Source organism: Erythrobacter sp. THAF29, from assembly GCF_009363635.1.
Lineage (GTDB): Bacteria > Pseudomonadota > Alphaproteobacteria > Sphingomonadales > Sphingomonadaceae > Erythrobacter.
In genome coordinates this window covers 406964-433347 of sequence record NZ_CP045392.1, presented here as the reverse complement: position 1 = coordinate 433347, position 26384 = coordinate 406964, and the positions used below count along the sequence as shown (strand labels likewise).

Genomic DNA, 26384 nt, shown 5'->3' with positions numbered 1-26384 from the left:
AACGAAAGGGGCGCGAACAGGTTTCCCCGTCCGCGCCCCTCATCGATATCTTGAAGCCTTAGCTGTCCTTGTCGCTGCCCGAGGCTTCTGGCTTGGCATCGCCTTCATCCTTGGCGGGTGGAGCCTTTTTCGCGGTGGGCTTTTTCTTCGCCGGTGGCTTGCGCTTGGGTTTGGTCTTGGGCGGGGCCGGTGTGAGTTCGAAGGCCGGCTTGCCGTCCTTAATGCTCACATGCACCTCGCCGCCATCGGCGAGCTTGCCGAACAGCAGTTCCTCGGCGAGCGGCTGCTTGATCTTGTCCTGGATCAGGCGGCCCATCGGGCGTGCGCCGTAGAGCTTGTCGTAGCCCTTGTCGGCGAGCCATTCGCGCGCATCGCTGTCGAACTGGATGTGGACGTTCTGTTCGGCGAGCTGGAGTTCCAATTCGAGGATGAACTTGTCGACCACGCGCGCCACCGTGCTCTTGCCGAGATAGGCGAAGGGCACGATCGCATCGAGGCGGTTGCGGAATTCCGGGGTGAACATCTTCTTCACCGCTTCGGACCCTGCATCTTCCTTCGACACGTCGCCAAAGCCGATGCCCTGGCGCGCCATGTCGGCAGCGCCCGCATTGGTCGTCATGATGAGCACGACGTTGCGGAAGTCGACCGTCTTGCCGTGGTGGTCGGTCAGGCGACCGTTATCCATCACCTGCAACAGGATGTTGAAGAGGTCCGGGTGCGCCTTTTCGATCTCGTCCAAGAGCAGCACGCAATGCGGGTTCTGATCGACCGCATCGGTGAGCAGGCCGCCCTGATCGTAGCCGACATAGCCCGGAGGCGCGCCGATCAGGCGCGATACGCTGTGGCGCTCCATATATTCGGACATGTCGAAACGCTTGAGCTCGATCCCCATGATCGAGGCGAGCTGGCGCGCGACCTCGGTCTTGCCGACGCCGGTCGGGCCGGAGAACAGGAACGATCCGATCGGCTTGTCCGGATCGCGCAGCCCTGCACGCGACAGCTTCATCGCGGTCGAAAGCCGTTCGATCGCCTCGTCCTGGCCGAACACGACATGCTTGAGATCGCGCGAGAGGTTTTCGAGCGCCTTCTTGTCGTCCTTCGACACCGATTTTGGCGGGATGCGCGCCATGGTCGCGATCACGGCCTCGATCTCGCGTGCCGTAATCTTCTTCTTGCGGCGGCTGGGCGGCACCAGCATCTGCATCGCGCCGACCTCGTCGATCACGTCGATCGCCTTGTCGGGCAGCTTGCGGTCATTGATGTAACGGGCAGACAGCTCCACCGCGGTTTTCAGCGCGTCGGGGGTGTACTTGACGTTGTGGTGTTCCTCGAAGGCACTGCGCAGGCCCTTCAGGATCTTCACCGTGTCCTCGATCGTCGGTTCGTTGACATCGATCTTCTGGAACCGGCGCAGCAGCGCGCGGTCCTTTTCGAAATGGTTGCGGAATTCCTTGTAAGTGGTCGAGCCGATGCAGCGGATCGCGCCGCTGGACAATGCGGGCTTCAACAGGTTCGAGGCATCCATCGCCCCGCCGCTGGTCGCGCCGGCGCCGATCACAGTGTGGATCTCGTCGATGAACAGGATCGCGTGCGGCATTCCTTCGAGCTCGGAGACGACCTGCTTCAGCCGCTCCTCGAAATCGCCGCGATAGCGCGTTCCTGCCAGCAGTGCGCCCATGTCGAGCGAGTAGATCACGGCTTCGGCAAGCACGTCGGGCACGTCACCTTCGACGATCTTGCGCGCGAGACCTTCCGCAATCGCGGTTTTCCCGACGCCGGGATCGCCGACATAGAGCGGATTGTTCTTCGAGCGGCGGCACAGGATCTGGACGGTGCGATCGACCTCGGGGCCGCGACCGATCAGCGGGTCGACCTTGCCGGCCTCGGCCTTGGCATTGAGGTTGACCGTGAACTGGTCGAGCGCGGTTTCCTTCTTGCTCGATTCCTTGGTCTGCTCGGCGCTGTCGCCTGCGGCTTCTTCCGAGCCGGACGGCTGCTTCGATTCGATCTGGCGACCGCCCTTGCCGATGCCGTGGCTGATATAGCTCACCGCATCTAGGCGGCTCATATCCTGCTGCTGCAGGAAATAAACCGCGTAGCTGTCGCGCTCGGAGAACAGAGCCACCAGCACGTTCGCGCCCGTCACGGTGTCCTTGCCCGAGGACTGGACATGCAGGATCGCGCGCTGGATAACCCGCTGGAACCCGGCTGTGGGCTGCGGGTCCGCATCGTCCTCGGTCTTGAGCGACTGGTATTCCTGGTCGAGATATTGCTTCACCACCTCGCCGAGCTCGGCAAGATCGACACCGCATGCAGCCATTACTTGCGCTGCATCCTCGTCATCAATGAGCGCGAGCAGCAGGTGCTCCAGCGTCGCATATTCATGGCGGCGTTCGGACGCGTTGCCGAGTGCGTTGTGGAGTGTGCGTTCAAGGTTCTGGGCAAAACTGGGCATTTGTATGGGGTCTCTAACAGAAGAGGTGGGAGTGTTTCACTAAACGATAGGGTGAAGTTGGGTTCACCATATATGGGAAGCTACGTGGGGATTGCGAATCCGGATGTTGGCGATCTGCGCCGCTCATGTCGACTTGCCCCCGAACAGCGCGTCCGCGGCAGCGCGATGCGCAGCGGCCTTGTCGCGGTGGGCTTTAACGCGCTCGATCTCGGCTTCGAGCAGCGCGACGCGTTCGGCAAGTTCGTCCTGCGAGTAGGGTGAAAGGTCTTCGGCTGCGAGTTTGCTCGCGGCATCGCCCTTGGGGCGCGGAAGATCGCCTTCGTCCATCGGTCGAAGCGAACATCGCAAGCAGTCAGGCTTGCTGTCAATCCGCATGAACGGTATCCCGCGCGAATTGCTGGGCATAGGGGTGAATAGGGCACAGATATGGTTGATGGCGCAGGGCCGGACCTTCCCGAAAATATGACTGCGATCGGCTTCGAAGCGCCGGGCGGACCGGACGTTTTGATTGCTGAGCAGGTTGCGGTGCCGCAGGTCGGTGCGGAGGACGTGCTGATCCGTGTGGCCTATGCCGGGGTGAACCGGCCCGACTGCATTCAGCGCGCCGGCCACTACCCCCCGCCACCGGGAGCCTCGCCGATCCTCGGGCTCGAGGTTGCGGGAGAGGTTGTGCGGGTCGGCAGCAAAGTGCCGTCCGAAATGCTCGGCCAGACGGTTGCCGCTTTGACCCCGGGCGGGGGCTATGCCGAATATTGTGCAGCGCCATGGAACCATTGCCTCCCGGTGCCCGAGGGGATGGATGTGAAGTCCGCCGCCGCGCTTCCCGAGACACTCTTCACGGTCTGGCACAACGTGTTCGAGCGCGGGATGCTGGCGGATGGCGAGCGGCTGCTGGTCCATGGCGGCACGAGCGGGATCGGGACGATGGCGATCATGCTCGCCAAGGCGTTCGATGCGGAAGTGATCGTAACGTGCGGAGACGAGGCCAAGTGCGAGGCGGCGCGAAAGATCGGCGCGGATCTCGCCATCAATTACAGGGAAAAGGATTTCGTCGAAGTCATCAAGGAGCAAACCGGTGGAGAAGGCGTGCACGTTGTGCTCGACATGGTTTCGGGCGATTACGTGCCGCGCAACCTCCAATGCCTCGCCGAAGACGGGCGGCACGTGACCATCGCGGTGCTTGGCGGTGCCAAGGCCGATATTTTCATGCCGATGGTGATGATGCGGCGGTTGACACTTACGGGTTCGACTTTGCGCCCGCGCTCCGATGCTTTCAAGGCGGCGCTGGCCGATGAGATCGCTGCGACCGCCTGGCCGCTTTTCACCTCCGGTGAGCTTGCGCCCGTGATGGACAAGACCTTTCCGCTCGCCGAAGCCGCCGCGGCACACGCCCGGATGGAGGCGGGCGAGCATATCGGCAAAATCGTGCTAGAAGTGTCTGCATGAGCTACCCGTTGCTGCGGATCTCGGGCGACTACGCCTACGTCGAAGTGCGCAAGGGCCGCGGCGCGGTCCGTTGGCGCGACATGGAAGTGATTTTTCGCGGCAGCGCGACCAAGGGCCAGGAATGGAAGGGCGGCGAGGGCGACAAACTGGCCGCGCGCCACAGCTTGTGGCCGAGCGACCCCGATTCAACTCTCTCGCAACCTTACGTGGTCTCTTCATGGGAGGGGCTGGGAACGGGCAAGCCCAAGGTTCTCGTGTTCCCGACCGCGCTGTCGCATTTCGCGGCTTTCGCCGACGGGTCGCCTGAATCAGTCGTGCCGACAGGGGACGAAGAACCGGCACTGCTTCTTCATGAGGACCCGCGTTCGGGCAATTGCTATAAGATCAAGCTGACTGCAGCGTTGATCGGGCTCGATCTCGAAACCCGGCAATACGATATTATGAAGGGCGAAACCCGTTCGCCCGAATTCGTTGCGAAAGTGAACGCCAACGGACGCATTCCGGTGCTTCAGATCGGTGAGGGCGCCGAGGCGCGCTTCCTGCCCGAAAGCAATGCGGCTTGCTGGTACCTCGCCAGCGGGTCGCACCTGATCCCGCAAACCCGGTTCGAAGAAGCGGACATGCTGCGCTGGATGTTCTTCGAGCAATACAATCACGAACCCAACGTTGCGACATTGCGGTTCTGGCTGCGTTTCGTGGGCGAGGGTAACCTATCCGCCGAGCAACGATCGCAGATCATGGCGAAGCGGGTTGCGGGCTGTGCCGCACTCGATGTCATGGAGAAGCACCTCGCCGAGCGCGCATTCTTTTGCGGCGATGAAGTGACGCTCGCCGACATAGCGCTCTTCCCATATACGCATGTTGCGGAAGAAGGAGGCTTCGGCCTCGGAGACTTCCCCAATATCGAGACATGGATCACCCGGATGCAATCGCTGCCCGGCTTCATCCCGATGGACTGACAGATTTCTGTCGCAAAGTCCCATAGCCGTCATCGCGCTGTGAATCGCCTGTAACATTCCCGTGGCATTCGTCGGTCCAGCAAAGGACTGCGCAGGGGATTGCGAAGTGGATCAGACGGTTCTCGCCGGAATTAACAACGTTGCCGATTTCGTTGCGCGCGAGCCGGTCTCTCCGGAGCCGACACACCACGAGCGTGCAGAGTACCGCACGATCTGGATCAGCGACGTGCATCTCGGCACAAAGGGCTGCAATGCCGACATGCTGATCGATTTCCTCGATCGCACCGACAGCGATACAATGTACCTCGTTGGCGATATTATCGACGGCTGGCGGCTGAAGAAGAAGTTCTACTGGCCCTCGACCCATAACGACATCGTCTGGCGCGTGATGAAACGGGCGAAGCGCGGCACGCGGATCGTCTATATTCCCGGCAATCACGATGAGATGTTCCGCCAGTTCACCGGCCTCAATTTCGGCGGTGTCGAGATTCGTCGCGCGGCCTTTCATGATACGGCCGACGGGCGACGGCTGATGGTGCTTCACGGCGACGAATTCGACGCGGTCATGCTGTCGCAGCGCTGGCTCGCCTTCGTCGGCGACTGGGCATACCACGCAGCCATGCAGCTGAGTACGCTCGTGAACTCGGTACGGAAGGCGCTCGGCCTGCCCTACTGGTCATTGTCGAAAGCGGCCAAGCACAAGGTCAAGAACGCGGTCGAATTCATTGGGAAGTACGAAGAGGTGGTCGCGCGGGCCGCCGACGAACGCGGGGTCGACGGGGTGGTTTGCGGCCACATTCACACCGCTGAATCCCGGACCTTCGAACATAACGGACGCCAGATCGAATACTGGAACGATGGTGACTGGGTTGAAGGCTGCAACGCATTGGTCGAACACCATGATGGACGGATGGAAATTCTGAACTGGGCCGATGTCATCGCCGAACGCAAAAAACGCGAGCAAGCGACCTCTTCGTCCGAACCCACGCTGGAAGCTGCGTGAGGCGCAAGCGCACGGATTCGCGGGATCAGGTCGGCAAGAACGAAGTGCCGCATTCCATCGCCATCGTCACCGACGCGTGGTTTCCGCAGGTCAATGGTGTGGTGCGCACGCTCGAAACGACTTGCAAGGTGCTGCGCGGCTGGGGTCATGAGGTCACAGTAATCTCGGCTGACCGCTACCGTTCGATTCCCGCCCCTACCTATCCCGAAATCAGATTGGCCCTGACATGGCCCGGGACGGTCGGGCGCGCGCTCAGGCGGATCGCGCCCGACGCTGTCCATATCGCGACCGAAGGCCCGTTGGGCGTTGCCGCGCGAAATCACTGCGTGCGTCGCAAAGTGCCCTTTACAACCGCCTATCACACCCAGTTCCCCGACTACATCGCGCGTCGCACCGGCCTCTCGCCGAAATTATTCTGGCCCTTTATCCGCTGGTTCCACCGCCCCGCCGAACGTATCCTCGTCGCGACCGAGACGATCCGCGCCGAGCTGCGCGAACATGGCCTTGCCCAGGTCGCGCACTGGAGCCGCGGGGTCGATCTCGCTTGCTTCACGCCTGATGCCCCGCCGCCCCCGGAGTATGAGGGACTGAAAAGCCCGATCATGCTTTTTGTGGGGCGGGTTGCTGTCGAGAAGAATATCGAGGCGTTCCTCGCCTGCGATTATCCGGGCAGCAAGGTGGTGGTTGGAGACGGACCGGCGCGCGAATCTCTTGAGAAACAGTTTCCCGACGCGCTGTTCCTCGGCAAGCGAACGGGGCGCGAGCTTGCAGGCTGCTATGCCGGGGCGGATGTGTTCGTCTTTCCGAGCAAGACCGACACGTTCGGCCTCGTGATGATCGAGGCGCTCGCCTGTGGAACCCCGGTCGCGGCCTTTCCCGTTCCCGGACCGATAGACGTGCTCGACCACACATCTGGCGCGATGTGCGACCAGATCGAGCGCGCGATCGACGCCGCGCTCCTGTGCGACAGCAAGCAGTGTGCGAAATATGGCGCGGGGTACAGCTGGGAGGCGGCGACCCGGCAGTTCCTCTCCGCATTGGTGGCTCTGGATGATGACCGCACAGTTTCGCTCCGGCCTAAATCGGCGATCTGATCCACAGCGGAACGGGCTTCTCGCCTCGGGTCATCGCTTTCGCTTGCCGTGCGCCGCCTCATCGCCTATCTAGCCTAACGCAACGGCCGCTCCGAAAGGGGCGGCCCTTCTATTTTTTACGGAGATTTCCATGGCCAAGGCCACCACCCAGCCCACTCCGCTGATGCCGCATGCGACCGCGACCTGGCTGGTCGACCACACCGGCCTCTCGTTCGAGCAGATCGCCGAGTTTTGCGGACTTCACATTCTCGAAGTGCAGGCGATGGCGGACGATCTGGCGGGCAGCAAGTATACGGGTCGCGATCCGGTCCACGCTGGCGAACTCACGCTCGAGGAAATCGAGAAAGGTCAGAAGGACCCCGAATATTCGCTCAAGATGCATAAGGCTCCGGTCGAAGTGACCCGGACCAAGGGTCCGCGCTACACCCCGGTGTCTAAGCGTCAGGACAAGCCCGATGGCATTGCCTGGATCCTGCGCAACCATCCTGAGGTTTCGGATGCGCAGATTTCCAAGCTTATCGGCACCACGCGCAACACGATCGGCGCGATCCGCGAGCGTACGCACTGGAACATCCAGAACATCCAGCCCAAGGATCCGGTTACGCTCGGCCTGTGCTCGCAGCGTGAGCTCGACGCAGTGGTGGCAAAGGCCGCCAAGCGCGCCGGCATTACCGAGGAAACGACTCCCGTAGAGGAAGGCATCGACCAGCGCTCCGACAAGGAGAAGCTGATCGAGGAGCTTCAGGCTGAGCGCGAAGCCAATGAGAAGGCCGCGGCCGAAGCCGCTCAGGAAGCAGAGGCCGAAGCCTGGCTCGCCGCCAAGCGCGAGGCTGAGAAACAGGGCGTTGCGGTCGAACCCAACGAGGCATTCGCCGCATCGACGCCTGCTCCGAGCGAGATCGAGGATGGTGCGGTTCCGGCTGCCGAAGATGCACCGGAAGCCCCTCCCGAAGCCGCGCCTGAGGCGGACGAAGAGGAAGAGGAAAAGGGCGACAGCTAAAGGCCGATCGCCGCCAACGGGCGCACCGCGCGTCCGGCGCCTTCTATCCAGTCGGGAAATCTTGCCGAGCCCGCACTTTGCAGGGGCGGTTTTGCTTGTGCGCAGCGCGGTGATGCGCCATGCTTACTGACATGGATGTCAATAAAGCCCCATACCACCATCCCACGCCCTGGGACGCGCGTTTCGAGTTGATGAGTCTGCCCCAAATGCTCGAACGCACGACCGCGTTCGATCCATCGGCTCCATTCCTTCATTTCCTTGGCCGCACCTATTCCTATGGTGAGATCCTTGCCGAAGCGAAGCGCTTTGCCGCCGGGCTCGCCAGCATGGGGATCGGCAAGGGCGACCGTGTCGGACTGTTCCTGCCCAATGTCCCGATCTACGCATCGGCCTATTATGGGGCGATGATGGCGGGGGCGATCGTGGTGAACTTCTCGCCACTTTATACCGTCGAGGAGCTCGCCTGGCAGGTCGGCGACAGCGGCACCAGGACGCTTGTGACCATCGACGTGCCCGAGCTTTATGAGACAGCATGGAAAGTGCTGGAAAGCTCCGACCTCGAAACGCTCGTCGTCGGTCGACTTTCCGACATGCTCCCGTGGGTTACTGGCACTGCGCTAAAGCTTTTCAAGCGCAGCCAGATTGCCGCTGTCGAATATGGGTCCGATGTCCGCGCGTGGAGCGATGTGACGCCCGATTTCGCGCCGCCGGCGATCGAAATCGACCCGAAGGAAGACCTCGCCTTGTTGCAGTATACCGGTGGTACGACCGGTCGGCCCAAGGGGGCGATGCTCGGCCACAGCCAGCTGGTGATCAACGCGCAGCAAGTCGCGGCGCTGAACCCGTTCGGCGATCCGCGCCACGAAGTCTTTATGGGTGCGCTGCCGTTCTTCCATGTCTTCGCCAATACCGCGCTGCTCAACCACGCGGTCTCGAGCGGCGCCTCGATCGCAATGGTCCCGCGCTTCGAAACCAAGCAGGTTCTGAAGACGATCGAGAAAAACGGCGCGACCGGCTTTCCCGGCGTGCCGACCATGTTCCAGGCGATGCTCGACCATCCCGATCTCACAAAAACCGACTTCTCCTCGCTCAAGGTGTGCATATCGGGCGGCGCACCCATGCCGGTGCAAGTCCATGAAAAATTCGAAGAGGTCACTGGCGTCCGCGTGGTCGAGGGCTACGGTCTCACCGAAAGCTCCGGAGTCGTATCCGCCAACCCATATGCCGGAATGCGCAAGAAAGGCACCATTGGTCAGGTGGTACCCCGCACCGAGATCCTGCTGCTCGACAAGGAAGACCCGAGCAAGCTTGCGCCCGAAGGCGAACCGGGCGAGCTGGCAGTCCACGGCCCGCAGGTCATGCGCGGTTACTGGAACCGTCCGGAGACTCAGGCCGAAGTCTTCGTTGAGCATGATGGCAAGGTATGGCTGCGCACAGGCGATGTCGCGACAGTGGACGAAGACGGATTCATCGCCATCGTCGATCGGATCAAGGACATGATCGCTGTTGGCGGGTTCAAGGTTTTCCCGAGCGTCGTCGAAGACGTGATCATGGAGCACGAAGCGGTCAAGGAAGCTCTCGTGATCGGGATGCCGGACGATTATCTGGGTGAAGTCCCGCGTGCCTATGTGACGCTCGTCGATCCCGAGGCCGATATCGGCGGCGATGCCTTGAAAGGCTGGCTCAACGACCGCGTGGGCAAGCATGAGCGTGTCGACAAGGTGGTGATCCGCGAGGAACTGCCGAAAACGATTATCGGCAAGCTCGATCGCAAGGCTCTCCGCGCCGAGGTTCTCTGAACAGACCGTCAAATGAAAACGCCGCGAACCCCAACGGGCCGCGGCGCTTTCGCTTATCTAAATGACGGGAAGCTCAGTTCGCGATCTTGAGCTCCGACTGGCCTTGCTTGGGCGCTTCGACCGGCTTGCTGCCCGAAGTTGCCTGGGTGGCGGCGGGCTTGCTCACGGAGTCGCGGCGCGAATTCGGGGCAAAGCGGCCATCGACGTGCGCGCCCTGTTCGATCGTAAGCGCATCGTAATGCACGTCGCCTTCGATCTTGGCGCTCTTGAGAATGACGAGCTCTTTCGCGTTGATCGAGCCAGTCACGCGGCCTGCAAGGCGCGCGGTATCGGCGTGGATACCGCCGGTTACGTGGCTCGCTTCGCCCTGGACCAGGGATGCGCACTTGATGTCGCCTTCGATCGATCCGTCGACGTGAAGATCTGCGGAGGCGGTAATGTTGCCTTTGATCTGGATGTCGGATCCGATGACGGAAAAGGTCGAATTGTTGCTGCTGGCCATGGACTTACTCTGCGCTTGAGGGGGAGTTGGAACGGACGGAACCGGTTCCGCGGACTTCTTTGAGAACATCGGGTGCGGTCTCCAGGAAGGGGCGCGGGTTCACCGCGCGGTTATTGATACGGACCTCGAAGTGCAGGTGCGGTCCGGTCGAACGACCAGTAGACCCGAGCCCTCCGAGAGTCTCGCCGCCATCGACCTGTTGTCCCGTTTTCACGTCGATCCGCGACATGTGGGCATAGCGGGTGGTGAGACCGTTTCCGTGGCTTATCTCCACGAACTTACCATATCCCGCCTTCCAACCGGCATAAATAACTTCACCTTTCGCAGCCGCCATGATCGGGGAGCCGCGAGCGCCCTTGAAATCGATGCCCTTGTGCATCGCGGCGCGCCCGTTGAACGGATCGCGGCGATAGCCGAAGCTCGAAGTGATGCGCTGGTTCGCTGCGGGCACGACCTGCGGAACGCCATCGAGAATGCGCTCCAGCGCCGACATGCGTGCAAGGCTGAGGCCGAGCCGCTCGAAACGCGGATCGACTTCGCCGTGGGCGGACGAAGCGAGCATTTCAAGCGGACCACCCATCGCCTCGCGTTCGGCCTTGCGAATCGCTTGCTTTGGATCGAGGCCGAGCTTTCGCAGCGCTGCTTCGGCCTTCTTGGCGCGATCATCGGCAAAGCGGGTCACGCGCTCGACATAGGCGAGCTGGCGCGCTTCGATCTTTGCTAGCGCGGAAGCCTGCGGGAAATAGGCGCTGACTTTTTCGACCATCTCGGCCGCCTCGGTCGACGAGTCGGACACGTTGCTGTCGCTCTTGATGTCGCTCGGCAGGGACTCTGTGACCTGCTCGATGATGTCCTGGCGCAGCATCAGGTCTTCGGCGACGGCATCGAGGTTGTCCCCGTAAGCCTTCAACCGTTCCTGCGCAGTGGCGACGCGCGCCTTTTCGTCCTGGAACGAGGCGAGGCTCGCCTCGGCCTGGTACTTGTTGAAGGCCATGACACCCATCGATGTCGCCCAGACGAGCGCAAACGCGGCAACAGCGCCCGCCCCTGCCATCTGGAATTTTGACGATATCTTGATGAAGCGGACTTGCCCTTGAGAGCGCATGAAGAACTCTCTTTCGGGGAACCACTCACGTAGTCGTTCACCCCACGGACGTGCGGATTTTTTGTTTGTCAAAGCGACCCCGGATGTTTTTTATCTCGATCCCTGACGAGGGGGCTACCAATCCCAGACCGCTTGGTCGAATCCACTTGTTAACGCTTCGGACGAGTTGCTGTTGAATCGCGACGAAACGTTCACATTTCTGCAATTATCGCGTTCGACGCCGGGAACCGAGAACGCTCTGGGCAGTTACGCGAAATTTTTCATCGGTGTTGCATTCGATTCGTTGCGCATTGGGGCATTCGATTGCGTTGCGATGGACGATCTGAATTGACGCGCGGCAATTCGCGGGTGATTGACGCTCAATTATGAATACGGATGCCGCTCCCTTGACGTCAGACCCTCAGGACTTGGTTGCAGGCCTTGCCGCACGCGGGCGAAAGGCGCAGCGCCAGCTTGCCACCATGTCGAGCGAGGAGCGGGCGGCGGCGCTTCTTTTTGCGGCAAAGCGTATTCGCGCCGCGTCCGGCGAAATACTCGCTGGCAATGCGAAAGATCTGGAGGCAGGGCGCGCCAACGGCCTGTCGCAGGCGATGCTCGACCGGCTGACGCTCGACGAGGATCGGCTCGAAGGCGTAGCCTCCGCGGTGGGAAATGTCGCCGCGCTCGCGGACCCTGTCGGTCAGGTTGTCGATGAGGCCGAGCCGCCCAATGGTCTCAAGCTTTCGCGCATCCGCGTGCCGATCGGGCTGATCGGAATCATCTACGAAAGCCGCCCCAACGTCACAGCCGACACCGCTGCGTTGTGCGTGCGATCGGGCAACGCTGTGCTTCTGCGTGGCGGCAGCGAGGCGGTGCACTCCAACCGCGCGATCCACGCGGCAATCGCTGCGGGCCTTGCCGAGGGCGGCGTGCCCGAGAATGCGGTGCAGTTGATGCCGACGCAGGACCGCGCGGCGGTCGGCGCGATGCTGGCGGCGCATGGCCTGATCGACATGATCATCCCGCGCGGTGGGCGCAGCCTTGTCGAGCGCGTCCAGAACGATGCGCGGGTTCCCGTGCTCGCACACCTAGATGGCATCTGTCACACCTATGTGCACTCTGCCGCCGACCCCGAAATGGCGCGCGCAATCGCGGTCAACGCGAAGATGCGGCGCACCGGGATTTGCGGAGCGATGGAAACCTTGCTGATCGACGCCGCTTTTCCCGAGGCCGCGATGCTGATCGACGCGTTGATCGAGGCCGGTGCCGAGATCCGCGGCGACGAGCGCATCCAGGCGCTCGATGAAAGGGTCGTCCCAGCCAGCGCGAACGACTGGGACACCGAATATCTCGATGCGGTGGTTTCTGTTGCGATGGTCGATGGACTCGAACAGGCGATGGCGCATATCGATCGCCATTCTTCCAACCACACCGATGCGATCGTCACGGCCGACGAATCCGTGGCAGAAAGGTTTCTCGCCGGGGTCGATAGCGCGATCGTGATGCACAACGCCTCGACCCAGTTCGCCGATGGCGGCGAATTCGGTCTCGGCGCGGAGATCGGGATTGCAACCGGCAGGCTCCATGCGCGCGGTCCCGTCGCGCTGGAGGGGCTTACGACTTACAAATGGCTCGTGCGCGGCTCGGGCCAGGCGCGGCCTTGAACGGGAAAGGCGTGCCGATCCGCACCGGGCTTCTTGGCGGCAGCTTCAATCCCGCGCATGGCGGGCACCGGCGAATATCACTCTTTACCATGGATGCGCTCGGGCTCGACGAGGTGTGGTGGCTGGTTTCGCCCGGAAATCCGCTCAAGCCGAAAAAGGGCATGGCCCCGCTCGCCGCGCGGCTCAAATCGGCCGAAAAGCAGGCGCGCTGCGCGAGAATCGTCCCGACCGCAATCGAGCGGCACCTCGGCACCCGTTACACGATCGACACCTTGCGGGCGCTCAAGCGCCGCTATCCCAAGCGCGAATTCGTGTGGATGATGGGCTCGGACAATCTCGCCGAATTCCACAGGTGGAGGCAGTGGCGGGAGATTGCGCGTACCGTGCCGATTGCAGTCATCGCCCGCCCGGGTTATAACGCGGCTGCCTTGGCGAGCCCCGCCATGGCCTGGCTCAGGCGCTATACAGTGCCTGTTTCCAGTTTTCGCAAATCGGGGCGATGGAGCGCACCGGCACTGGTGTTCTTGAAGTTTGATCCTGATCCGCGCTCGGCCACGGCCATCCGCCGTGCCAATGCAGGTTGGGCCGACGACTACACAAACGCACAGGTGCGCGATCGGCTGACTTTTCGGTCCGTCAGAACGGCGGAGGGTTCATGAGGCGCTTGCCACGCGTTTCACTGTCCCGCTCCCTGTCATGGCTTGCCAATGGGCATCCCGATCACCATTTCCGCTTCACAATCTGGAGACTTATGCTTGCCTATGACACAGGCACAATCCGCTACGGCAGCCGGGAATCCCGGCTCCGGAGCATCGAAAACCGCTCGAATGATGGCTTCCGCTAAGATGACCGTGGCCGACCTGCACGAAATCGTGCTCAAGCAGCTCGATGACGACCAGGCGCAGGATGTCGTCTCGATTCCGCTCGAGGGAAAGAGTTCGATCGCCGATCACATGGTGATCGCAAGCGGCCGATCGACCCGGCAGGTGGCTGCCATCGCGCAGAAGCTTGCCGAGAAGGTGAAGCAGGCCGGCTTTGGACCCGTCCGGGTCGAAGGTCTGCCGCAGGCAGACTGGGTGCTTATCGATGCCGGCGATGTCGTCGTTCACCTGTTCCGCCCGGAAGTGCGCAGCTTCTACAACCTTGAACGCATGTGGTCGTTCGAAGGTGCGGAAAAAGCCGCTTCAGGCAACGCCTGAGGTTTTTTGTTTTGCGCAGCGCATCCGCGCTGCGATATCCTCGCTCACGCGGCCTGACGGCCGCATCGCTGCGGGCGGCCGGTCGGCCTTGCGGTCCGCTCGCGGACCGTTTGCCCTCAGGCCTCGAGTAACTCCCATCCTTCTTCACGTCATGGCTCGCGGAAAGATCGCTCGTTCGCCCGAGGCGGACCTTGTTGCGCGTTATGAAAAGCGGCTGACATGGCCCGTGAAACTCACCGAGTTGCCCGAGATCGGGGGAAAGATCCCCGATCCGCAGACCCCCTACAAAGCCGTCTTGCTCGACGAGCGCGGCAAAGCGCTTTCCTCGGAGAAATTTGCGGAGATACTCGGGCGCTGGCGCGATGACGGGATGCGCGAAACACGTTTCGTCCTGGGCGCTGCCGATGGGCATTCGGAGGAGGAGCGCCGCGAGGCCGACCTGCTGCTTGCCTTCGGCCCCGCGACATGGCCGCATCTGCTCGCTCGCGCCATGCTGATGGAGCAGCTCTATCGCGCGACGAGCATTCTTGCAGGCCACCCGTATCATCGGGCAGGGTAACGGCGTGACAAGACACGTTCTCACGATCACGCTTTCGGCCATTGCGATTGGCGCCGCGCTCACCGTTGCCGTACCAATCGGCAGCGCACAGCGCGCCGTCGCGCTGATGGAACCGGACGAAGCGCAGGCCGAACTCGCCCGCGCCACCCGCGAAAGCCAACGCGCCGAAGCCCGCGCCGAACGTCTGGCCCGCGAGGCCGAGGCCGCGACAGAAGCCGCCGAGAAGACCGCCCGCGAAGCCGCAGCGCTGGCTGCGAAGGTGCAAGGCGCAGAAGCAGATATTGCCGCCGCGCGCGCCCGCTATTCGCTTGCCCGCTCCGACCGCGCCGCGCTCGCTGCAAGGCTCGCCGAGCGCCAGCAGCCGCTGGTGCGGTTGACGGGCGCGCTGCAAACGACGTCGAGGCGTCCGCTTGCGCTTTCGGCGCTCCAGCCCGGTTCGCTGAAGGACCTCGTCTATGTTCGCGCGGTGCTTGATAGCGCGGTGCCGCAAATTCGCGAGCGCACCGCAGCGCTGCGAAGTGAACTTGATGAAGGCAGAAGGCTTGAGCGCCGGGCTGCGCGAGCGCTCGAAAACCTGCGGCTCAACGAACAGTCGCTCCAGGCGAGGCGCCAGGAATTGGCGCAGCTGGAGGCAACCCAGCGGCTGGAATCGCGCAAGGCACGCAGTACCGCGTCGCGCGAGGCCGAGCGGGCGCTGGCCTTGGCCGAAGAGGCGCGCGACCTCGATGGTCTGATCGGCCGGATCGACGCGGCGGCGAGCCTTCGCCGCGAACTTGCAGCGCTTCCCGGGCCCATTCTGCGCCCAGCCGATCTGGGCAGCGGCGATGCGGGTGCGAGCCTTACTGCCCCCGATCCCAAACCTGCTGCTTCGCCCACCACGGCGGCGACCCCGCCCGCAGGATACCAGCTGCCAGTCCAGGGCCGAACGCTCGCAGGCTTTGGCGAGCAACGCGAAAGCGGCCTCAGAACGAGTGGCATCGAGCTCGCGCCTGCTCCTGGTGCACAGGTCGTCGCCCCCGCGCGCGGACGGATTGCATTCGCCGGGCCCTATCGCGGCTATGGTCGAATCGTCATAATTGAGCATCCGGGCGGTTGGACCAGCCTGGTGACGGGTCTTTCGCGGGTGAACGTCGAAATCGGAGACAGCGTGATCGGCGGCAGCCCCCTTGGTGCCGCCAGCAATGAGGACCCGGCGATCACCCTCGAGTTGCGACGAGACGGAAAAGCGGTCAACCCGTTGCAATTCCTCGGATAACCGCGCGATGCCAGGGGGGCCGCGACAACGTAATTGTCAGCGTGGTCGCCGACCTGTGACCCGCTGCGGGACGGTGAATGCCACTCGTCGAAGTTATCTGGCGTTCAGGACGCGCGTCCTATACTCTTGTTTGAGAAAAGGAGCTCCGTTTCGAAATGAAGATTGCCGCCCTGCTTCAAAGCGCTGCACTGGTTACGGCTGTCGCGCTCATTCCCGCTACCACCGCCTCGATGGCGCAGGTCGAAGGCCGCGCCGGGCCGGAATTCGCCAAGGTCATGGCGGTCTACCAACGGATCCAGGCGAATTACGTGGAGCCGGTAGAGGATGAGGTGCTGGTGCGCGGCATGATCGATGGGATGCTCTCAGCGCTCGATCCGCATTCGGGCTATCTCGATGGCAGCGACCTGCAGCGGCTCGAAACCATGATCGACGGCAATTATTCCGGCCTCGGCCTTTCGGTCGTGATGGAGGATGGCGCGGTCAAGGTGATCTCGCCGTTCAAGGGCAGCCCAGCCGACAAGGCGGGGATCAAGGCGGGGGATTTCATCACCCATCTCGATGGCGAGCTGATCTATGGCGGCGATCTCGATGATGCGGTTGCGCGGATGCGGGGCAAGGCGGGCACCTCGATCCAGCTGACCATCTTCCGTCCGGGACGCGACGAGCCGTTCGAAGTCAACGTGACCCGCGGCGTGATCGAGCTCGAGCCGGTTACCTACGAGCTCCAGCCGGGCAATATCGGCGTAATCAGCGTCAACGAATTCTCAGCCGATGTCGGCGCGGATGTCTACCGTGCGTGGAACGATCTCAAGGAACAGGCGACGGGCCGCATGGCCGGACTGGTCCTCGATCTCAGGTCCAATCCGGGCGGATCGCTCGACGAGGCCGTCGCGCTGTCCGACCTGTTCCTCGACAAGGGTCGGATCGTCTCGCAGCGCGGACGCGCTCGCGGCGAAACGCTGCTCTACGACGCGGAAACGGTTTTCCGCGGCGATATGGCGGCGGGTGTCCCGGTTATCGTGCTGATCGATGCCGGCTCGGCCTCCGCTTCGGAGATCGTTGCCGGCGCGCTGCAGGATCACCGCCGCGCGCTGATCATGGGCGAACGCAGTTTCGGCAAGGGGTCGGTCCAGTCGCTGCTGCCGCTCGGCCGCGACGCCGCGCTCAAGCTCACCACGGCGCGCTATTACACGCCCAAGGGCCACTCAGTGCAGGAAGGCGGGATCAAGCCGGACATCACCGTGCCGCAGATTTCCGATCCGGATTTTGCACTCCGGCAGAAATACCAGACGCGCGAAAGCGATCTGCGTGGCCACCTTATCAACGAGCTGGGTATCAAGGACGAGGAGATGGAGGTCGACAAGATCGACGATCCGCGGTTCAAACTCACCTCCGAACAGCTCAAGGAGAAGGGGATCGAGGATTTCCAGCTGCATTACGCAGTCGAGACCCTGCGCCGGACGACGAAAAGTTCGGTGGCGCTGCGCAAGTAAGCACACTAGATAGCCCGGCATGACCCTGAAGCAGGCACAACTGCTCGCCCTTGCGCTGCCCGTTGCGCTGCTCGGCGGCGCCTATATTTCGCAATACGGTTTCGGCCTCTACCCTTGCGAAATGTGCTGGTGGCAACGCTATCCGCATTTTGCCGCGCTTGGCTTCGCGCTGCTCAGTTTCGTGATCGAGCCGCGGCGCGTCTGGGTTGCGCTGGCGGGGCTGGCGATAATCACCTCCGGCCTGATCGGGGGCTTTCATGCCGGGGTCGAATACGGCTGGTGGCAGGGCATTACAGGATGCGCAACGGTTGACGGCGGGATCGACGTGATGGACCCGGCGGCCGCGCCGATCATCCGCTGCGACACCGCCCCTTGGGATCTGTTCGGCATTTCGCTCGCCGGCTGGAACTTCCTCTTTTCGACACTTGGCGGGATCGCGATCCTCGTCTTGAGCGTTAGGGGTGCAGGAAAAGAGGCTAACTGATGGACCGCGACGAAATTCACCGCATGATCCGCGTCGACCAGGCCGGGGAGTTCGGCGCGACCCGCATTTACGAAGGCCAGCTTGCGGTGATGGGCGATCGCGGCCCGCATTCGGCAGAGATCCGCCACATGGCCGAACAGGAAAAGGGCCACCGCGAACGGTTCGATGCGATGCTTGCGAAACGCGGCGTGCGCCCCACCGCCCTGCACCCGTTCTGGTCGGCGGCGGGCTATGCACTCGGTGCGGGAACCGCCCTCCTTGGCCCAGAAGCCGCGATGGCTTGCACGGCGGCGGTCGAGGAAGAAATCGACAAGCATTATTCCGAGCAGCTCGACCGCCTCAAGGAAACCGGCGCCGATCCCGAACTTGCCGAAATGATCGAGGAATTCCGCGAAGACGAGCGCGAACACCGCGACGCCGCGCTGGCGAATGGCGCGGAAAAGGCACCGGCCTATCCGCTGCTGTCCGGTGCCATTCGGCTTGGATGCAAGATCGCGATCAAGGTTTCCGAGCGGATTTGACGTGGATCAAGGTTTGCGATCGAGGTTCACCGCTAATTCACCGCCAGCTGCCTAACGAATTGTGATACCATGTGTTTGCGAATTCGTGCTCGCACGAGAGGACACCGACAGATGACCAAGCTTTTCAAGACCGCATTAATCGCTGCCGGAATGGCGGGGTTTTCAATCGCCGGACCAGCTATGGCACAGGATAAAGGCGGAGACCGCGTCAACATGGTCATCGCCTATGACGAAAGCGAATGCCCCGAGCAGGCCGAGGAAAACGAGATCGTGATCTGCGAAATTCTCGTCGAGGCGGAACGCTATCGTATCCCGTCGAACCTGCGCCAGAGCGATTCCCCCCAGAACACGGCGTGGGCGCGCCGGGTCGAAAGCATCCGTTATATTGGCGAATTCGGCACCATGTCGTGCGATCCGGCGGGCGCGGGTGGGTTTACCGGCTGCACCCAGAAGATGATCGACGCAGCCTATGCCGATCGCGCGGAAGGTGAGAACGTCCGCTTCAGCCAGCTGATCGAGCAGGCGCGCCAGGAACGCCTCTCTACCATCGACACCGATGCCGCCGCCGAGCAGGAGCGCGTCGAGCAAATCGAGCGTGAATATCTCGAACGGCTCGAACGCGAGCGCAGCGCGCCGCTTCCCGGTGAGGAAGAGGAAGGGCCAGCGCTTGCCGAGCCCGAGACTGAAGCCGAAACCGCCACGCAGGACGACGAGCCCGAAGGCTGAGCGCCACTTGGCCTAAACCCGATAATAGTCGCGATACCACGCCACGAACTTGGCGACGCCTTCGCGCACGCTCGTTTGCGGCGCGTAGCCTGTAAGTTCGCGCAGGAGGGTTGCATCCGCCCAGGTCGCGGGCACATCGCCTTTCTGCATCGGCATGAAGTTCTTCACCGCCTCGCGCCCGCACGCCTCTTCGATGGCGCTGACATAGTCCATCAGGCGGACCTTCTCCGAATTGCCGATATTGACAACGCGATAGGGTGCGACGGGTGAGAGGCTGTCCCATTCGGGAATGTCCTCTGCGCTCTCGGGCCGTTCTGGCACCGCGTCGATCAACAGCCGGATACCGCGCACGAGATCGGCGACATAAGTGAAGTCGCGGTACATCTCGCCCTTGTTGTAGATATCAATCGGCGCGCCTTCGAGGATGCCGCGGGTGAACTTGAACAGCGCCATGTCCGGGCGACCCCACGGCCCGTAGACCGTGAAAAACCGGAACATCGTCGTCGGCAAATTCCAGAGGTGGGCATAGGAATGACCCATCGCCTCGTTTGCCTTCTTCGTCGCGGCATACAGCGTCAGCGGGAGGTCGGTTTTCTGGTGCTCGTCGAACGGCATGTCTTCATTCGCGCCGTAGACTGAGCTGGTCGAAGCCATCAGCAGGTGCTGGACCCCGAGCTCGCGCGCGCATTCCATCACGTTGAACGTGCCGGTGAGGTTGGAATCGACATAGGCACGCGGGTTTTCGAGGCTGTAGCGAACCCCCGCCTGCCCTGCGAGATGGATGATGATGTCGGGCTTTTCAGCCATGGCAAGCGCGTGCAGCGTCTCGAAATCCTCGAGCATGCCAACCTTCGCCGTGAAATGCTCGTTCTGGAGCAGCCGCTCGTGGCGCCGCTTCTTAAGCTCGACGTCGTAATAATCGGTGAGACCGTCATAGCCGACCACGCGAAAGCCCTCGTCGAGCAGCAGCTGCGCGAGGTGAAAGCCGATGAACCCGGCCGATCCGGTGATGAGGACTGTGCGCAAAACCTTCTCTCGCCTTTGCCCGCCAAACCTTGCGGGTTCCGTCAGGCGCCTGTCACTTGGCGCCGCTGCCTGTCAAGATGACCCTGAACGTCTTGAGGACGATCAGGAAGTCGAGCCATAGCGAGATGTTCTTGACGTAGTAGAAATCAAACCGGAGCTTTGCGTTGACGTCTGCCACGTCGGTCACGTGGCCCTGCGTCACCTGCGCCCAACCGGTAATGCCGGGGCGCACGATGTGGCGATAGGAATAGAATGGCAGTTCTGCCTCGTACCATTTCGACAGCGAAAGCGCTTCGGGACGCGGGCCGATCCAGCTCATCTCGCCGCGCAGGATGTTGAAGATCTGCGGCAGTTCGTCGATCCGGGTCTTGCGCAGGAAACGCCCCAGGCGGGTGATGCGGTCATCGTCCGACTTGGTCATTGCATGGTTGCGCTGCGCATCCTCGTCGCCCGCGGCGCCGCCCTGGCGCATGGTGCGGAACTTGAGCATTTTGAACGTGTTTCCGCGAAAACCGACCCGCTCCTGCACGAAGAACGGGTTTCCGGGGGAATCGATGCGGATCAACAGGGCGATGACGAGGAAAGGCGCCGCTAGGATCGGCAGCAGAACGAGCGAACCGACAATGTCGATCAGCCGCTTGGTCGCCATGTAGGGCACGTTCGGTATCAGCGATCCTAGGTCATTTTCGGACAGGTGCGTGATCTTGACCTGCCCGGTCTGCATCTCCGCGACCTGGCGGTAGTGATAGACTGGCACGCCGGCGAGCGCGGCTTTCGCGAAGAGCCGCTCCCATTCGTCGGGATGATCGTGGTGAAGGTCTGCGACAATCGCGCCGTTGAGCCTCCCGGCTTCGACCAGCGCCTCAAGCTCCTTGAGGGTCGGAGCTGGAAGGTATTGCCCTTCGCTGCGGACCTCGTTCGAGCGGCCGCCGGCAACGATGAAATGCGGGCGGCGCAGGCGGCGGTTATAGGCGGTGACGACATAGCTGACGATGACCGTCGCCATTGCTCCCGATGCGAAGAGCGGGATCGAATAGTTGAGGCGAAGCACGGCGATGACGCCAAGCGCTCCGCCGAACGCCAGGAAATTGACCGGAAAGACGTAGGACAGTGCGCGCGCTTTCGCATATTCGCGTAGCCGCGAAAGCGCGTACCACGTGATCACCGTCGCGGCTCCAAGCGGATAAAGTGTGTTGACGAGGAACTGCGAGCCGGGATCGTTGCCGAGGCCGAGCCAGATAAGCACCGGCGTCAGCAATCCTGCAGCCATGAAGACGACGAACTGGACATTGCCGTCTAGCAGGAGGTTGTTGCCCGCCTGCTGTGGTTTCGACACGGCGTTTATGAACATTTTTTCACCGTCTGCGGCCCGTTCAATCGAGTCTCTCACCCCTCGACCATCTCGGCTACAGCCCAAGCGAATTTTACGCAAGTGCAGCATGAACAAGCCAGAGTTTCGCCAGAACCCCGCCATCACTATCCGCTGGAAAGTGCGTATTTCGTTCCGAAGACGAGACATAGAACGTCTCGGCCGGAATAAAGCGAGTTGATCTCTCGCCCGAATGGCCTATGCCGCCGCGTGAACGCGCGGTCTCGCGCCCTTCGGCAGTCCACGACGGAACCTCATGACCAAGAAAGCACTCATCTGCGGCATTTCGGGCCAGGATGGCAGTTACCTTGCGAAGCTTCTTTTGGAGCAGGGTTACGAGGTAGTCGGTACTTCGCGCGATGCCGAACAGGCCGGCTTCTCGAACCTGACCGCCCTTGGCATCAAGGACCAGATCGACTTGCGGTCGATGTCGCTCGTGGATTTCAGGAGCGTGCTGGCGACCGTATCATCCGTTGAACCGGCAGAAATCTACAACCTGGCCGGGCAGAGTTCGGTCGGGCTTTCGTTCGAACAGCCGATGGAAACGATGGAAAGCATCAGCATGGGGGTGCTGAATCTGCTCGAAGTGATCCGTTTCACCGGAGGCGGGGCACGGCTCTACAATGCGGGCTCGAGCGAATGCTTCGGCGATACCGGCGAGATCCCGGCGAACGAAGAAACCCCGTTCCGTCCGCGCAGTCCATATGCCGTGGCCAAGTCGGCGGCGCACTGGGCGGTCGCGAACTACCGCGAATCCTACGGGATTTTCGCCTGCAACGGCATCCTGTTCAACCATGAGAGCCCGTTACGTCCGCCGCGTTTCGTTACGAGCAAGATCATTCGCTCGGCCTGTGCAATCAAGCGCGGTGAGATGGAAAAGCTGTCGCTTGGCAATATCGACATTGCTCGCGACTGGGGCAGCGCGCGCGAATATGTCGAGGCAATGTGGAAAATGCTCCAGAGCGAGCAGGCGTTCGATTATGTGATCGCCACCGGCCAGACCAGCACCCTTGCCGAATTCCTCGCCGCAGCTTTCGAAGCTCTCGATCTCGATTGGCGACGATATGTCGAATACAACCGGGAACTCGCACGGCCGTCTGACATCAAATACAGTGCTGCCGATCCGGGCAAGGCGGAGCGCGAGCTTGGCTGGAAGGCGCAAAGCACCATGCGCGACGTCGTCAACGAAATGATCGCGGCCGAGCTCGAGCGCGTGCGCGCCTGACCTCGGCCCCAACAGCAAACAGAAATTCAACCGGGATCAAATGTTCAAGGAACTCATCAAGAAGGTAGGGATGGCGGTCGCGCCGGAACTTACGCTCGAACTTCTCTCTGCTCGGTCGCAGAAACTGATCATCGAGATCGAAGAGCGCACTGGCATGCTCGCCGCTTCGCACAAATTCGTCGCCGAACACGGGCGAACTGTGCTGCGCGGCCCATTCCAAGGGCTGCGCTATTCGGAGCGGGTGGCCCGGGAGCGCAATCAGGTGCACCGGCTCGTCGGCAGCTACGAGAACGAGCTGTACGCTTGGTGCGAGGAGATAATCGAGCGGCAGTATCCGGTGCTGCTCGACATCGGCACGGCAGACGGTTTCTACGCGGTCGGATTTGCCCGGCGCATGCCCGATACGCGGATTATCGGTTTCGACACCGACCGCTGGGCCCGCGAAGCGACGCAGGAGCTGGCCGAGGAGAACGGGACCGGCAATGTCGAGGTGCTCTCGATGTGCTCGCCCGACTGGTTGCACCGCAATCTCGAACCCGACACCCTGATCTTCTCGGACTGCGAGGGGTACGAGATGGTCCTGTTCAATCCCAACCTTCTGCCCGGCTTGCTGGAGTGCGACATGGTGATCGAACTGCACGAACGGCCCGCGCCAGGCGTCGAAAAAGCGATCCGCGAACGGTTTGAAGGTTCACACGACATCCGGATGGTAACCTATGGCGAACACGATCCTGCCGAATTCCCCGAGCTCGAGGTCATCGAGCCGGAAATGAGGGCGCAGGCCATAAGCGAGGGCCGTGGCGGGCCGCAAAATGTCCTGTTCCTGACTCGCCGCCAGGCGAACTGATCGCGCACCTCGCGTTCATTCCTGCTAGAGGTCCGAAATGCCCAGCTGGTTTCGACGCTCCGCATCGCAAGCGGTCGAAGAGCGCCGCGCTGCGGTGTTCGATACCTCGCATCTCGAAACCGGGATAGGCAGACGTACCGCAAACAGCGCGGCGATCACGATGGTCAGCAGCGCCATCATCTTCGGGGTGCAGATTGCGCAGCTGGCGATCCTGTCGCGCCTGCTTTCGCCCGAGGATTTCGGCCTTGTCGGCATGGCAGTGGTCGCGACCGGGTTTGTGAGGCTGTTCGCAGACATCGGGCTGTCGACCGCGACCATCCAGCGCGACGAGATCGACCAGAAATTTGTCACGGCGGTCTTCTATATCGATCTCCTCGTCGCGTTCGGGCTGATGCTGTTGTGTTTTGCAATCGCGCCGCTTTCGGCGGAGATATTCTCCGAACCGCGTGTCACTATGCTGATCGTTGCGATTGCGCTCACATTCCCGCTGGTGCCGCTGAGGGGGCAGCACCAGGCGCTGCTCGCAAGGCGGATGCTTTTCGTGCGGGTCAATGCGACAAAGGTAATCGCCAATCTTTGCGGAGCGACGGCGGCGATCCTGGCGGCATGGTTGTGGCAATTCGGATACTGGTCGATCGTGCTGGGGATCGTCGTGCAGGACGTTGCGCTCGTACTCCTGAGCTGGATCGCACTGCCCTGGATGCCCTCACGTCCGGGATCCCTCGCGGCGGGCCGGTCGGCGATTGGCTTCGGCGTGAACCTGCTGGGCGCCAACCTTGCCGGATGGCTCTGGAAACAGGCAGACCGCGCGCTTATCGGGTGGCGCTGGGACGCGAGCGAGCTTGGTTACTACACCCGCGCCTATTCGGTCCTGATGGTCCCGTTGAACCTTGTCAGCGGCCCGCTGGGCACGGCCGTGATCCCGGCGCTGTCGCGGTTGCAGAACAAGCATGAGGAATGGACTGGTCTGATGCAGACGTCCGCGCGGGCCATGGCGTTCTTTGCAGGGCTGCTGACCCTCGTCCTCGCCCTCAATGCGAACTTCATCATCGAATTGCTGCTCGGACCCGAATGGTCCTACAGCGCGACGATTTTCGTGCTGCTCGCTCTCTCGCTCTATCCCAGCTTTATCTGGGAGCACGCGCGTTTCGTGTTCATTTCGCTGGGACGGACAGACACGATGCGCAACTATGCTTTCGGCGCTGCGATCGCGCATGTCGCGGCTTTTGCAGCGGGTGTGCAGTGGGGCGCTGTCGGCGTGGCTGCAAGCCTGGCGATTGCATCGGTCGTGGTAACGCCGGCGCTCGCATACATCGTGGCGCGCATTTCGCGATGCAGCGTCATGACGATCGCGGCCCAGTTCGCGCCATCGTTTCTCGCAATGGTAATAGTCGGAGGGGTCTATCTCGCGATCCAGTTCGAGCCGCAGGGTGGCGGTTCGTTTGCCGGGGCTGTGGGCAAAAGCATCGCTATCACACTGGGTTATTGCGCAATTCATCTTGCGATCCTGCCGTTTTCAAAAGGTTGGCGGGAAGACGCGATACGGCTAAGGCACCTCGCCCGCGGGTTGAGTTGGGGAAAGGGTCAAGCGTGAAATCGACCGATGCGACCAGGCTTAGCATCGTCCTCATAGGGTATGTGCACGGGCGCGGAGGCATCCAGACCCACACGCGTTTCCTCGCGGAGGGACTGCGTGAGCGCGGGCACGAAGTGCACATTTTCTCTCCGCCGCCAATGGCCGAGCATGGCCATTCGGACGAAAGCGACGGAGTTCATGTTTATTCGGGACTTCGCGATCTTGCGCGCGCCATCCGCGGCGCCAGACCCAGTGTTGCCGTGGTTGTGGGCACCGGTTGGAAATCCATGGCTGGTGTGCTCGCTGCGGGAGGCGACTGCCGCAAGGTCTTCTTCGAAGTGATGAGCGGTGCGCGGCCGAGTTTCCTCGATCCGCGCATGCTCGTGCGTGTCGGTTTCGACGCGATCGTGGGTCAGGGCTCGCCGGTGACGCGCCGCTTCGTTCGCGAATTCGGCTGGGACGGCCCAGCTGAAACGATACCGGCCCTGCCCGAGCCGCTTGAACGTCAGTTCACGATACCCGAACGGGCATTGCGGCCGGTTTCCGACGGTATTCGCTTCGTCTATTTCGGCCGCCTTGCACCTCCCAAGAACGTCGGATTGCTCATCGAGGAGTTCGACCGTTTCGCAAACGATCGCGCAACGTTGGACATCTGGGGCGGAGGAAGCGATGCGGGACGGCTTTCCGAGTTGATTGCCGAGCGGGACCTTCAGGACCGGATCAGGCTGCGCGGGCGGTATCCCGAAGGACAGGCGTATATCGAGCTTCTGCAGGGCTATGACCTACTCTTGCTACCCACCATCGCCGAAGAGGGCGCACCACTCGTTCTGCTGGAGGCCATGGCTTGCGGATTACCTTTCGTAGCGAACGGCATGGGCGGGATTCCCGACTACGCCAATCCGGACAGTCTCATCACCGATGGCACCATCGCCGATTTCGTGCCGGCAGTGCAGCAGATGGCGGGGCGGCTGGAGCAAGCCGATGTCGATCCGGCGCGGCTGCAGCTCCACTACCGCGAGAACTTCGGTTTCGAAAAGCTGGTTGATCGCTGGGATGACTTCCTGCTCCGCACTGCAGGTCGGCCATGATGCACGTGCC

At 62.1% G+C, this 26384-nt stretch carries 24 protein-coding genes and 1 pseudogene; 19 read left to right on the top strand and 6 right to left on the bottom strand.

What is annotated here, in order from left to right; genetic code table 11:
• Nucleotides 1-58 precede the first annotated feature (58 nt).
• A complete protein-coding gene (gene clpA, locus FIU90_RS02150; protein ID WP_152433280.1) occupies nucleotides 59-2455 on the bottom strand; it encodes an ATP-dependent Clp protease ATP-binding subunit ClpA in 2397 nt (798 codons plus the stop codon).
• A gap of 123 nt (nucleotides 2456-2578) precedes the next feature.
• The gene (locus tag FIU90_RS02145) at nucleotides 2579-2782 is read right to left on the bottom strand and encodes a DUF1192 domain-containing protein (protein ID WP_152433279.1); all 204 of its coding nucleotides are present in this window, start codon (nucleotides 2780-2782) and stop codon (nucleotides 2579-2581) included.
• 99 nt (nucleotides 2783-2881) lie between these two features.
• Here FIU90_RS02145 and FIU90_RS02140 point away from each other — a divergent pair, with 99 nt between their 5' ends.
• From FIU90_RS02140 to FIU90_RS02115, 6 genes and pseudogenes are all read left to right on the top strand, one after another.
• Nucleotides 2882-3901 (top strand): NAD(P)H-quinone oxidoreductase, encoded by a 1020-nt coding sequence (locus tag FIU90_RS02140; RefSeq protein WP_234029591.1) that lies wholly within the window; start codon nucleotides 2882-2884, stop codon nucleotides 3899-3901.
• 341 nt (nucleotides 3902-4242) lie between these two features.
• Nucleotides 4243-4860, top strand: coding sequence for a glutathione S-transferase family protein (locus FIU90_RS02135; RefSeq protein WP_370515218.1), 618 nt, complete (start codon nucleotides 4243-4245; stop codon nucleotides 4858-4860).
• 106 nt (nucleotides 4861-4966) lie between these two features.
• Complete coding sequence (locus FIU90_RS02130) at nucleotides 4967-5863, top strand: UDP-2,3-diacylglucosamine diphosphatase (RefSeq protein WP_152433278.1); 897 nt, start codon at nucleotides 4967-4969, stop codon at nucleotides 5861-5863.
• Nucleotides 5860-6957, top strand: coding sequence for a glycosyltransferase family 1 protein (locus FIU90_RS02125; protein WP_234029590.1), 1098 nt, complete (start codon nucleotides 5860-5862; stop codon nucleotides 6955-6957). The genes FIU90_RS02130 and FIU90_RS02125 overlap by 4 nt, the downstream gene beginning before the upstream one ends.
• A gap of 130 nt (nucleotides 6958-7087) precedes the next feature.
• Nucleotides 7088-7798, top strand: a pseudogene (locus FIU90_RS02120) (DUF1013 domain-containing protein); the annotation flags it as partial.
• Between the two features lie 290 nt (nucleotides 7799-8088).
• Complete coding sequence (locus tag FIU90_RS02115; RefSeq protein ID WP_152433277.1) at nucleotides 8089-9756, top strand: long-chain fatty acid--CoA ligase; 1668 nt, start codon at nucleotides 8089-8091, stop codon at nucleotides 9754-9756.
• Between the two features lie 73 nt (nucleotides 9757-9829).
• On the opposite strand, the gene FIU90_RS02110 is transcribed toward FIU90_RS02115, so the two are convergent.
• Together FIU90_RS02110 and FIU90_RS02105 are read right to left on the bottom strand one after the other, a co-directional pair.
• Nucleotides 9830-10258, bottom strand: coding sequence for a polymer-forming cytoskeletal protein (locus FIU90_RS02110; protein ID WP_152433276.1), 429 nt, complete (start codon nucleotides 10256-10258; stop codon nucleotides 9830-9832).
• 4 nt (nucleotides 10259-10262) lie between these two features.
• A complete protein-coding gene (locus tag FIU90_RS02105) occupies nucleotides 10263-11435 on the bottom strand; it encodes a M23 family metallopeptidase (RefSeq protein ID WP_255478526.1) in 1173 nt (390 codons plus the stop codon).
• Between the two features lie 293 nt (nucleotides 11436-11728).
• Between FIU90_RS02105 and FIU90_RS02100 the strand changes: the two genes are divergently transcribed.
• The 9 genes from FIU90_RS02100 (at nucleotide 11729) to FIU90_RS02060 (ending at nucleotide 19243) form a co-directional block, all read left to right on the top strand.
• Nucleotides 11729-13006 carry a glutamate-5-semialdehyde dehydrogenase gene (locus FIU90_RS02100; protein WP_152433274.1) on the top strand — a complete coding sequence of 426 codons (1278 nt, stop codon included), beginning with the start codon at nucleotides 11729-11731 and terminating at the stop codon, nucleotides 13004-13006.
• Nucleotides 12970-13665, top strand: a complete 696-nt coding sequence (locus FIU90_RS02095; protein WP_152433273.1) for a nicotinate-nucleotide adenylyltransferase — start codon at nucleotides 12970-12972, stop codon at nucleotides 13663-13665. The genes FIU90_RS02100 and FIU90_RS02095 overlap by 37 nt, the downstream gene beginning before the upstream one ends.
• Before the next feature lie 168 nt (nucleotides 13666-13833).
• Nucleotides 13834-14205 carry a ribosome silencing factor gene (rsfS, locus tag FIU90_RS02090; protein WP_152433272.1) on the top strand — a complete coding sequence of 124 codons (372 nt, stop codon included), beginning with the start codon at nucleotides 13834-13836 and terminating at the stop codon, nucleotides 14203-14205.
• A gap of 136 nt (nucleotides 14206-14341) precedes the next feature.
• On the top strand, nucleotides 14342-14764 hold the full coding sequence (locus tag FIU90_RS02085) for a 23S rRNA (pseudouridine(1915)-N(3))-methyltransferase RlmH (protein ID WP_152435648.1): 423 nt from the start codon (nucleotides 14342-14344) through the stop codon (nucleotides 14762-14764).
• Nucleotides 14733-16019 (top strand): murein hydrolase activator EnvC, encoded by a 1287-nt coding sequence (locus FIU90_RS02080; RefSeq protein ID WP_234029588.1) that lies wholly within the window; start codon nucleotides 14733-14735, stop codon nucleotides 16017-16019. Before FIU90_RS02085 ends, FIU90_RS02080 begins: the two co-directional genes overlap by 32 nt.
• Before the next feature lie 155 nt (nucleotides 16020-16174).
• Nucleotides 16175-17512, top strand: coding sequence for a S41 family peptidase (locus FIU90_RS02075; RefSeq protein ID WP_152433271.1), 1338 nt, complete (start codon nucleotides 16175-16177; stop codon nucleotides 17510-17512).
• A 19-nt stretch (nucleotides 17513-17531) separates the two neighbouring features.
• On the top strand, nucleotides 17532-17996 hold the full coding sequence (locus FIU90_RS02070) for a disulfide bond formation protein B (RefSeq protein ID WP_152433270.1): 465 nt from the start codon (nucleotides 17532-17534) through the stop codon (nucleotides 17994-17996).
• A complete protein-coding gene (locus FIU90_RS02065) occupies nucleotides 17996-18517 on the top strand; it encodes a demethoxyubiquinone hydroxylase family protein (RefSeq protein ID WP_152433269.1) in 522 nt (173 codons plus the stop codon). The genes FIU90_RS02070 and FIU90_RS02065 overlap by 1 nt, the downstream gene beginning before the upstream one ends.
• A gap of 111 nt (nucleotides 18518-18628) precedes the next feature.
• A complete protein-coding gene (locus tag FIU90_RS02060; protein WP_234029587.1) occupies nucleotides 18629-19243 on the top strand; it encodes a hypothetical protein in 615 nt (204 codons plus the stop codon).
• 12 nt (nucleotides 19244-19255) lie between these two features.
• On the opposite strand, the gene FIU90_RS02055 is transcribed toward FIU90_RS02060, so the two are convergent.
• Together FIU90_RS02055 and FIU90_RS02050 are read right to left on the bottom strand one after the other, a co-directional pair.
• Nucleotides 19256-20269, bottom strand: coding sequence for an NAD-dependent epimerase/dehydratase family protein (locus tag FIU90_RS02055; RefSeq protein WP_152433268.1), 1014 nt, complete (start codon nucleotides 20267-20269; stop codon nucleotides 19256-19258).
• Nucleotides 20270-20321: 52 nt separating this feature from the next.
• Nucleotides 20322-21620 carry a sugar transferase gene (locus tag FIU90_RS02050; RefSeq protein ID WP_234029586.1) on the bottom strand — a complete coding sequence of 433 codons (1299 nt, stop codon included), beginning with the start codon at nucleotides 21618-21620 and terminating at the stop codon, nucleotides 20322-20324.
• Between the two features lie 274 nt (nucleotides 21621-21894).
• Here FIU90_RS02050 and FIU90_RS02045 point away from each other — a divergent pair, with 274 nt between their 5' ends.
• Genes FIU90_RS02045 through FIU90_RS02030 form a run of 4 tightly spaced genes read left to right on the top strand, consistent with a single transcriptional unit; the run spans nucleotide 21895 to nucleotide 26374 of the window.
• Nucleotides 21895-22863 carry a GDP-mannose 4,6-dehydratase gene (locus FIU90_RS02045; protein WP_152433267.1) on the top strand — a complete coding sequence of 323 codons (969 nt, stop codon included), beginning with the start codon at nucleotides 21895-21897 and terminating at the stop codon, nucleotides 22861-22863.
• Between the two features lie 40 nt (nucleotides 22864-22903).
• Nucleotides 22904-23710, top strand: a complete 807-nt coding sequence (locus tag FIU90_RS02040) for a hypothetical protein (protein ID WP_152433266.1) — start codon at nucleotides 22904-22906, stop codon at nucleotides 23708-23710.
• A 37-nt stretch (nucleotides 23711-23747) separates the two neighbouring features.
• The gene (locus FIU90_RS02035) at nucleotides 23748-25304 is read left to right on the top strand and encodes a lipopolysaccharide biosynthesis protein (protein WP_152433265.1); all 1557 of its coding nucleotides are present in this window, start codon (nucleotides 23748-23750) and stop codon (nucleotides 25302-25304) included.
• Nucleotides 25301-26374, top strand: a complete 1074-nt coding sequence (locus FIU90_RS02030; RefSeq protein WP_172970158.1) for a glycosyltransferase family 4 protein — start codon at nucleotides 25301-25303, stop codon at nucleotides 26372-26374. Before FIU90_RS02035 ends, FIU90_RS02030 begins: the two co-directional genes overlap by 4 nt.
• The last annotated feature ends 10 nt before the right edge of the window (nucleotides 26375-26384 follow it).

Coding starts and splice junctions, on each gene's coding strand:
- FIU90_RS02060 (WP_234029587.1), top strand. CDS start 18,629: ATGACCAAGCTTTTCAAGACCGCATTAATCGCTGCCGGAATGGCGGGG.
- rsfS (WP_152433272.1), top strand. CDS start 13,834: ATGATGGCTTCCGCTAAGATGACCGTGGCCGACCTGCACGAAATCGTG.
- FIU90_RS02110 (WP_152433276.1), bottom strand. CDS start 10,258: ATGGCCAGCAGCAACAATTCGACCTTTTCCGTCATCGGATCCGACATC.
- FIU90_RS02100 (WP_152433274.1), top strand. CDS start 11,729: ATGAATACGGATGCCGCTCCCTTGACGTCAGACCCTCAGGACTTGGTT.
- FIU90_RS02145 (WP_152433279.1), bottom strand. CDS start 2,782: ATGGACGAAGGCGATCTTCCGCGCCCCAAGGGCGATGCCGCGAGCAAA.
- FIU90_RS02040 (WP_152433266.1), top strand. CDS start 22,904: ATGTTCAAGGAACTCATCAAGAAGGTAGGGATGGCGGTCGCGCCGGAA.
- FIU90_RS02070 (WP_152433270.1), top strand. CDS start 17,532: ATGACCCTGAAGCAGGCACAACTGCTCGCCCTTGCGCTGCCCGTTGCG.
- FIU90_RS02035 (WP_152433265.1), top strand. CDS start 23,748: ATGCCCAGCTGGTTTCGACGCTCCGCATCGCAAGCGGTCGAAGAGCGC.
- FIU90_RS02050 (WP_234029586.1), bottom strand. CDS start 21,620: ATGTTCATAAACGCCGTGTCGAAACCACAGCAGGCGGGCAACAACCTC.
- FIU90_RS02075 (WP_152433271.1), top strand. CDS start 16,175: ATGAAGATTGCCGCCCTGCTTCAAAGCGCTGCACTGGTTACGGCTGTC.
- FIU90_RS02115 (WP_152433277.1), top strand. CDS start 8,089: ATGGATGTCAATAAAGCCCCATACCACCATCCCACGCCCTGGGACGCG.
- FIU90_RS02045 (WP_152433267.1), top strand. CDS start 21,895: ATGACCAAGAAAGCACTCATCTGCGGCATTTCGGGCCAGGATGGCAGT.
- FIU90_RS02065 (WP_152433269.1), top strand. CDS start 17,996: ATGGACCGCGACGAAATTCACCGCATGATCCGCGTCGACCAGGCCGGG.
- FIU90_RS02140 (WP_234029591.1), top strand. CDS start 2,882: ATGGTTGATGGCGCAGGGCCGGACCTTCCCGAAAATATGACTGCGATC.
- clpA (WP_152433280.1), bottom strand. CDS start 2,455: ATGCCCAGTTTTGCCCAGAACCTTGAACGCACACTCCACAACGCACTC.
- FIU90_RS02095 (WP_152433273.1), top strand. CDS start 12,970: ATGGCTCGTGCGCGGCTCGGGCCAGGCGCGGCCTTGAACGGGAAAGGC.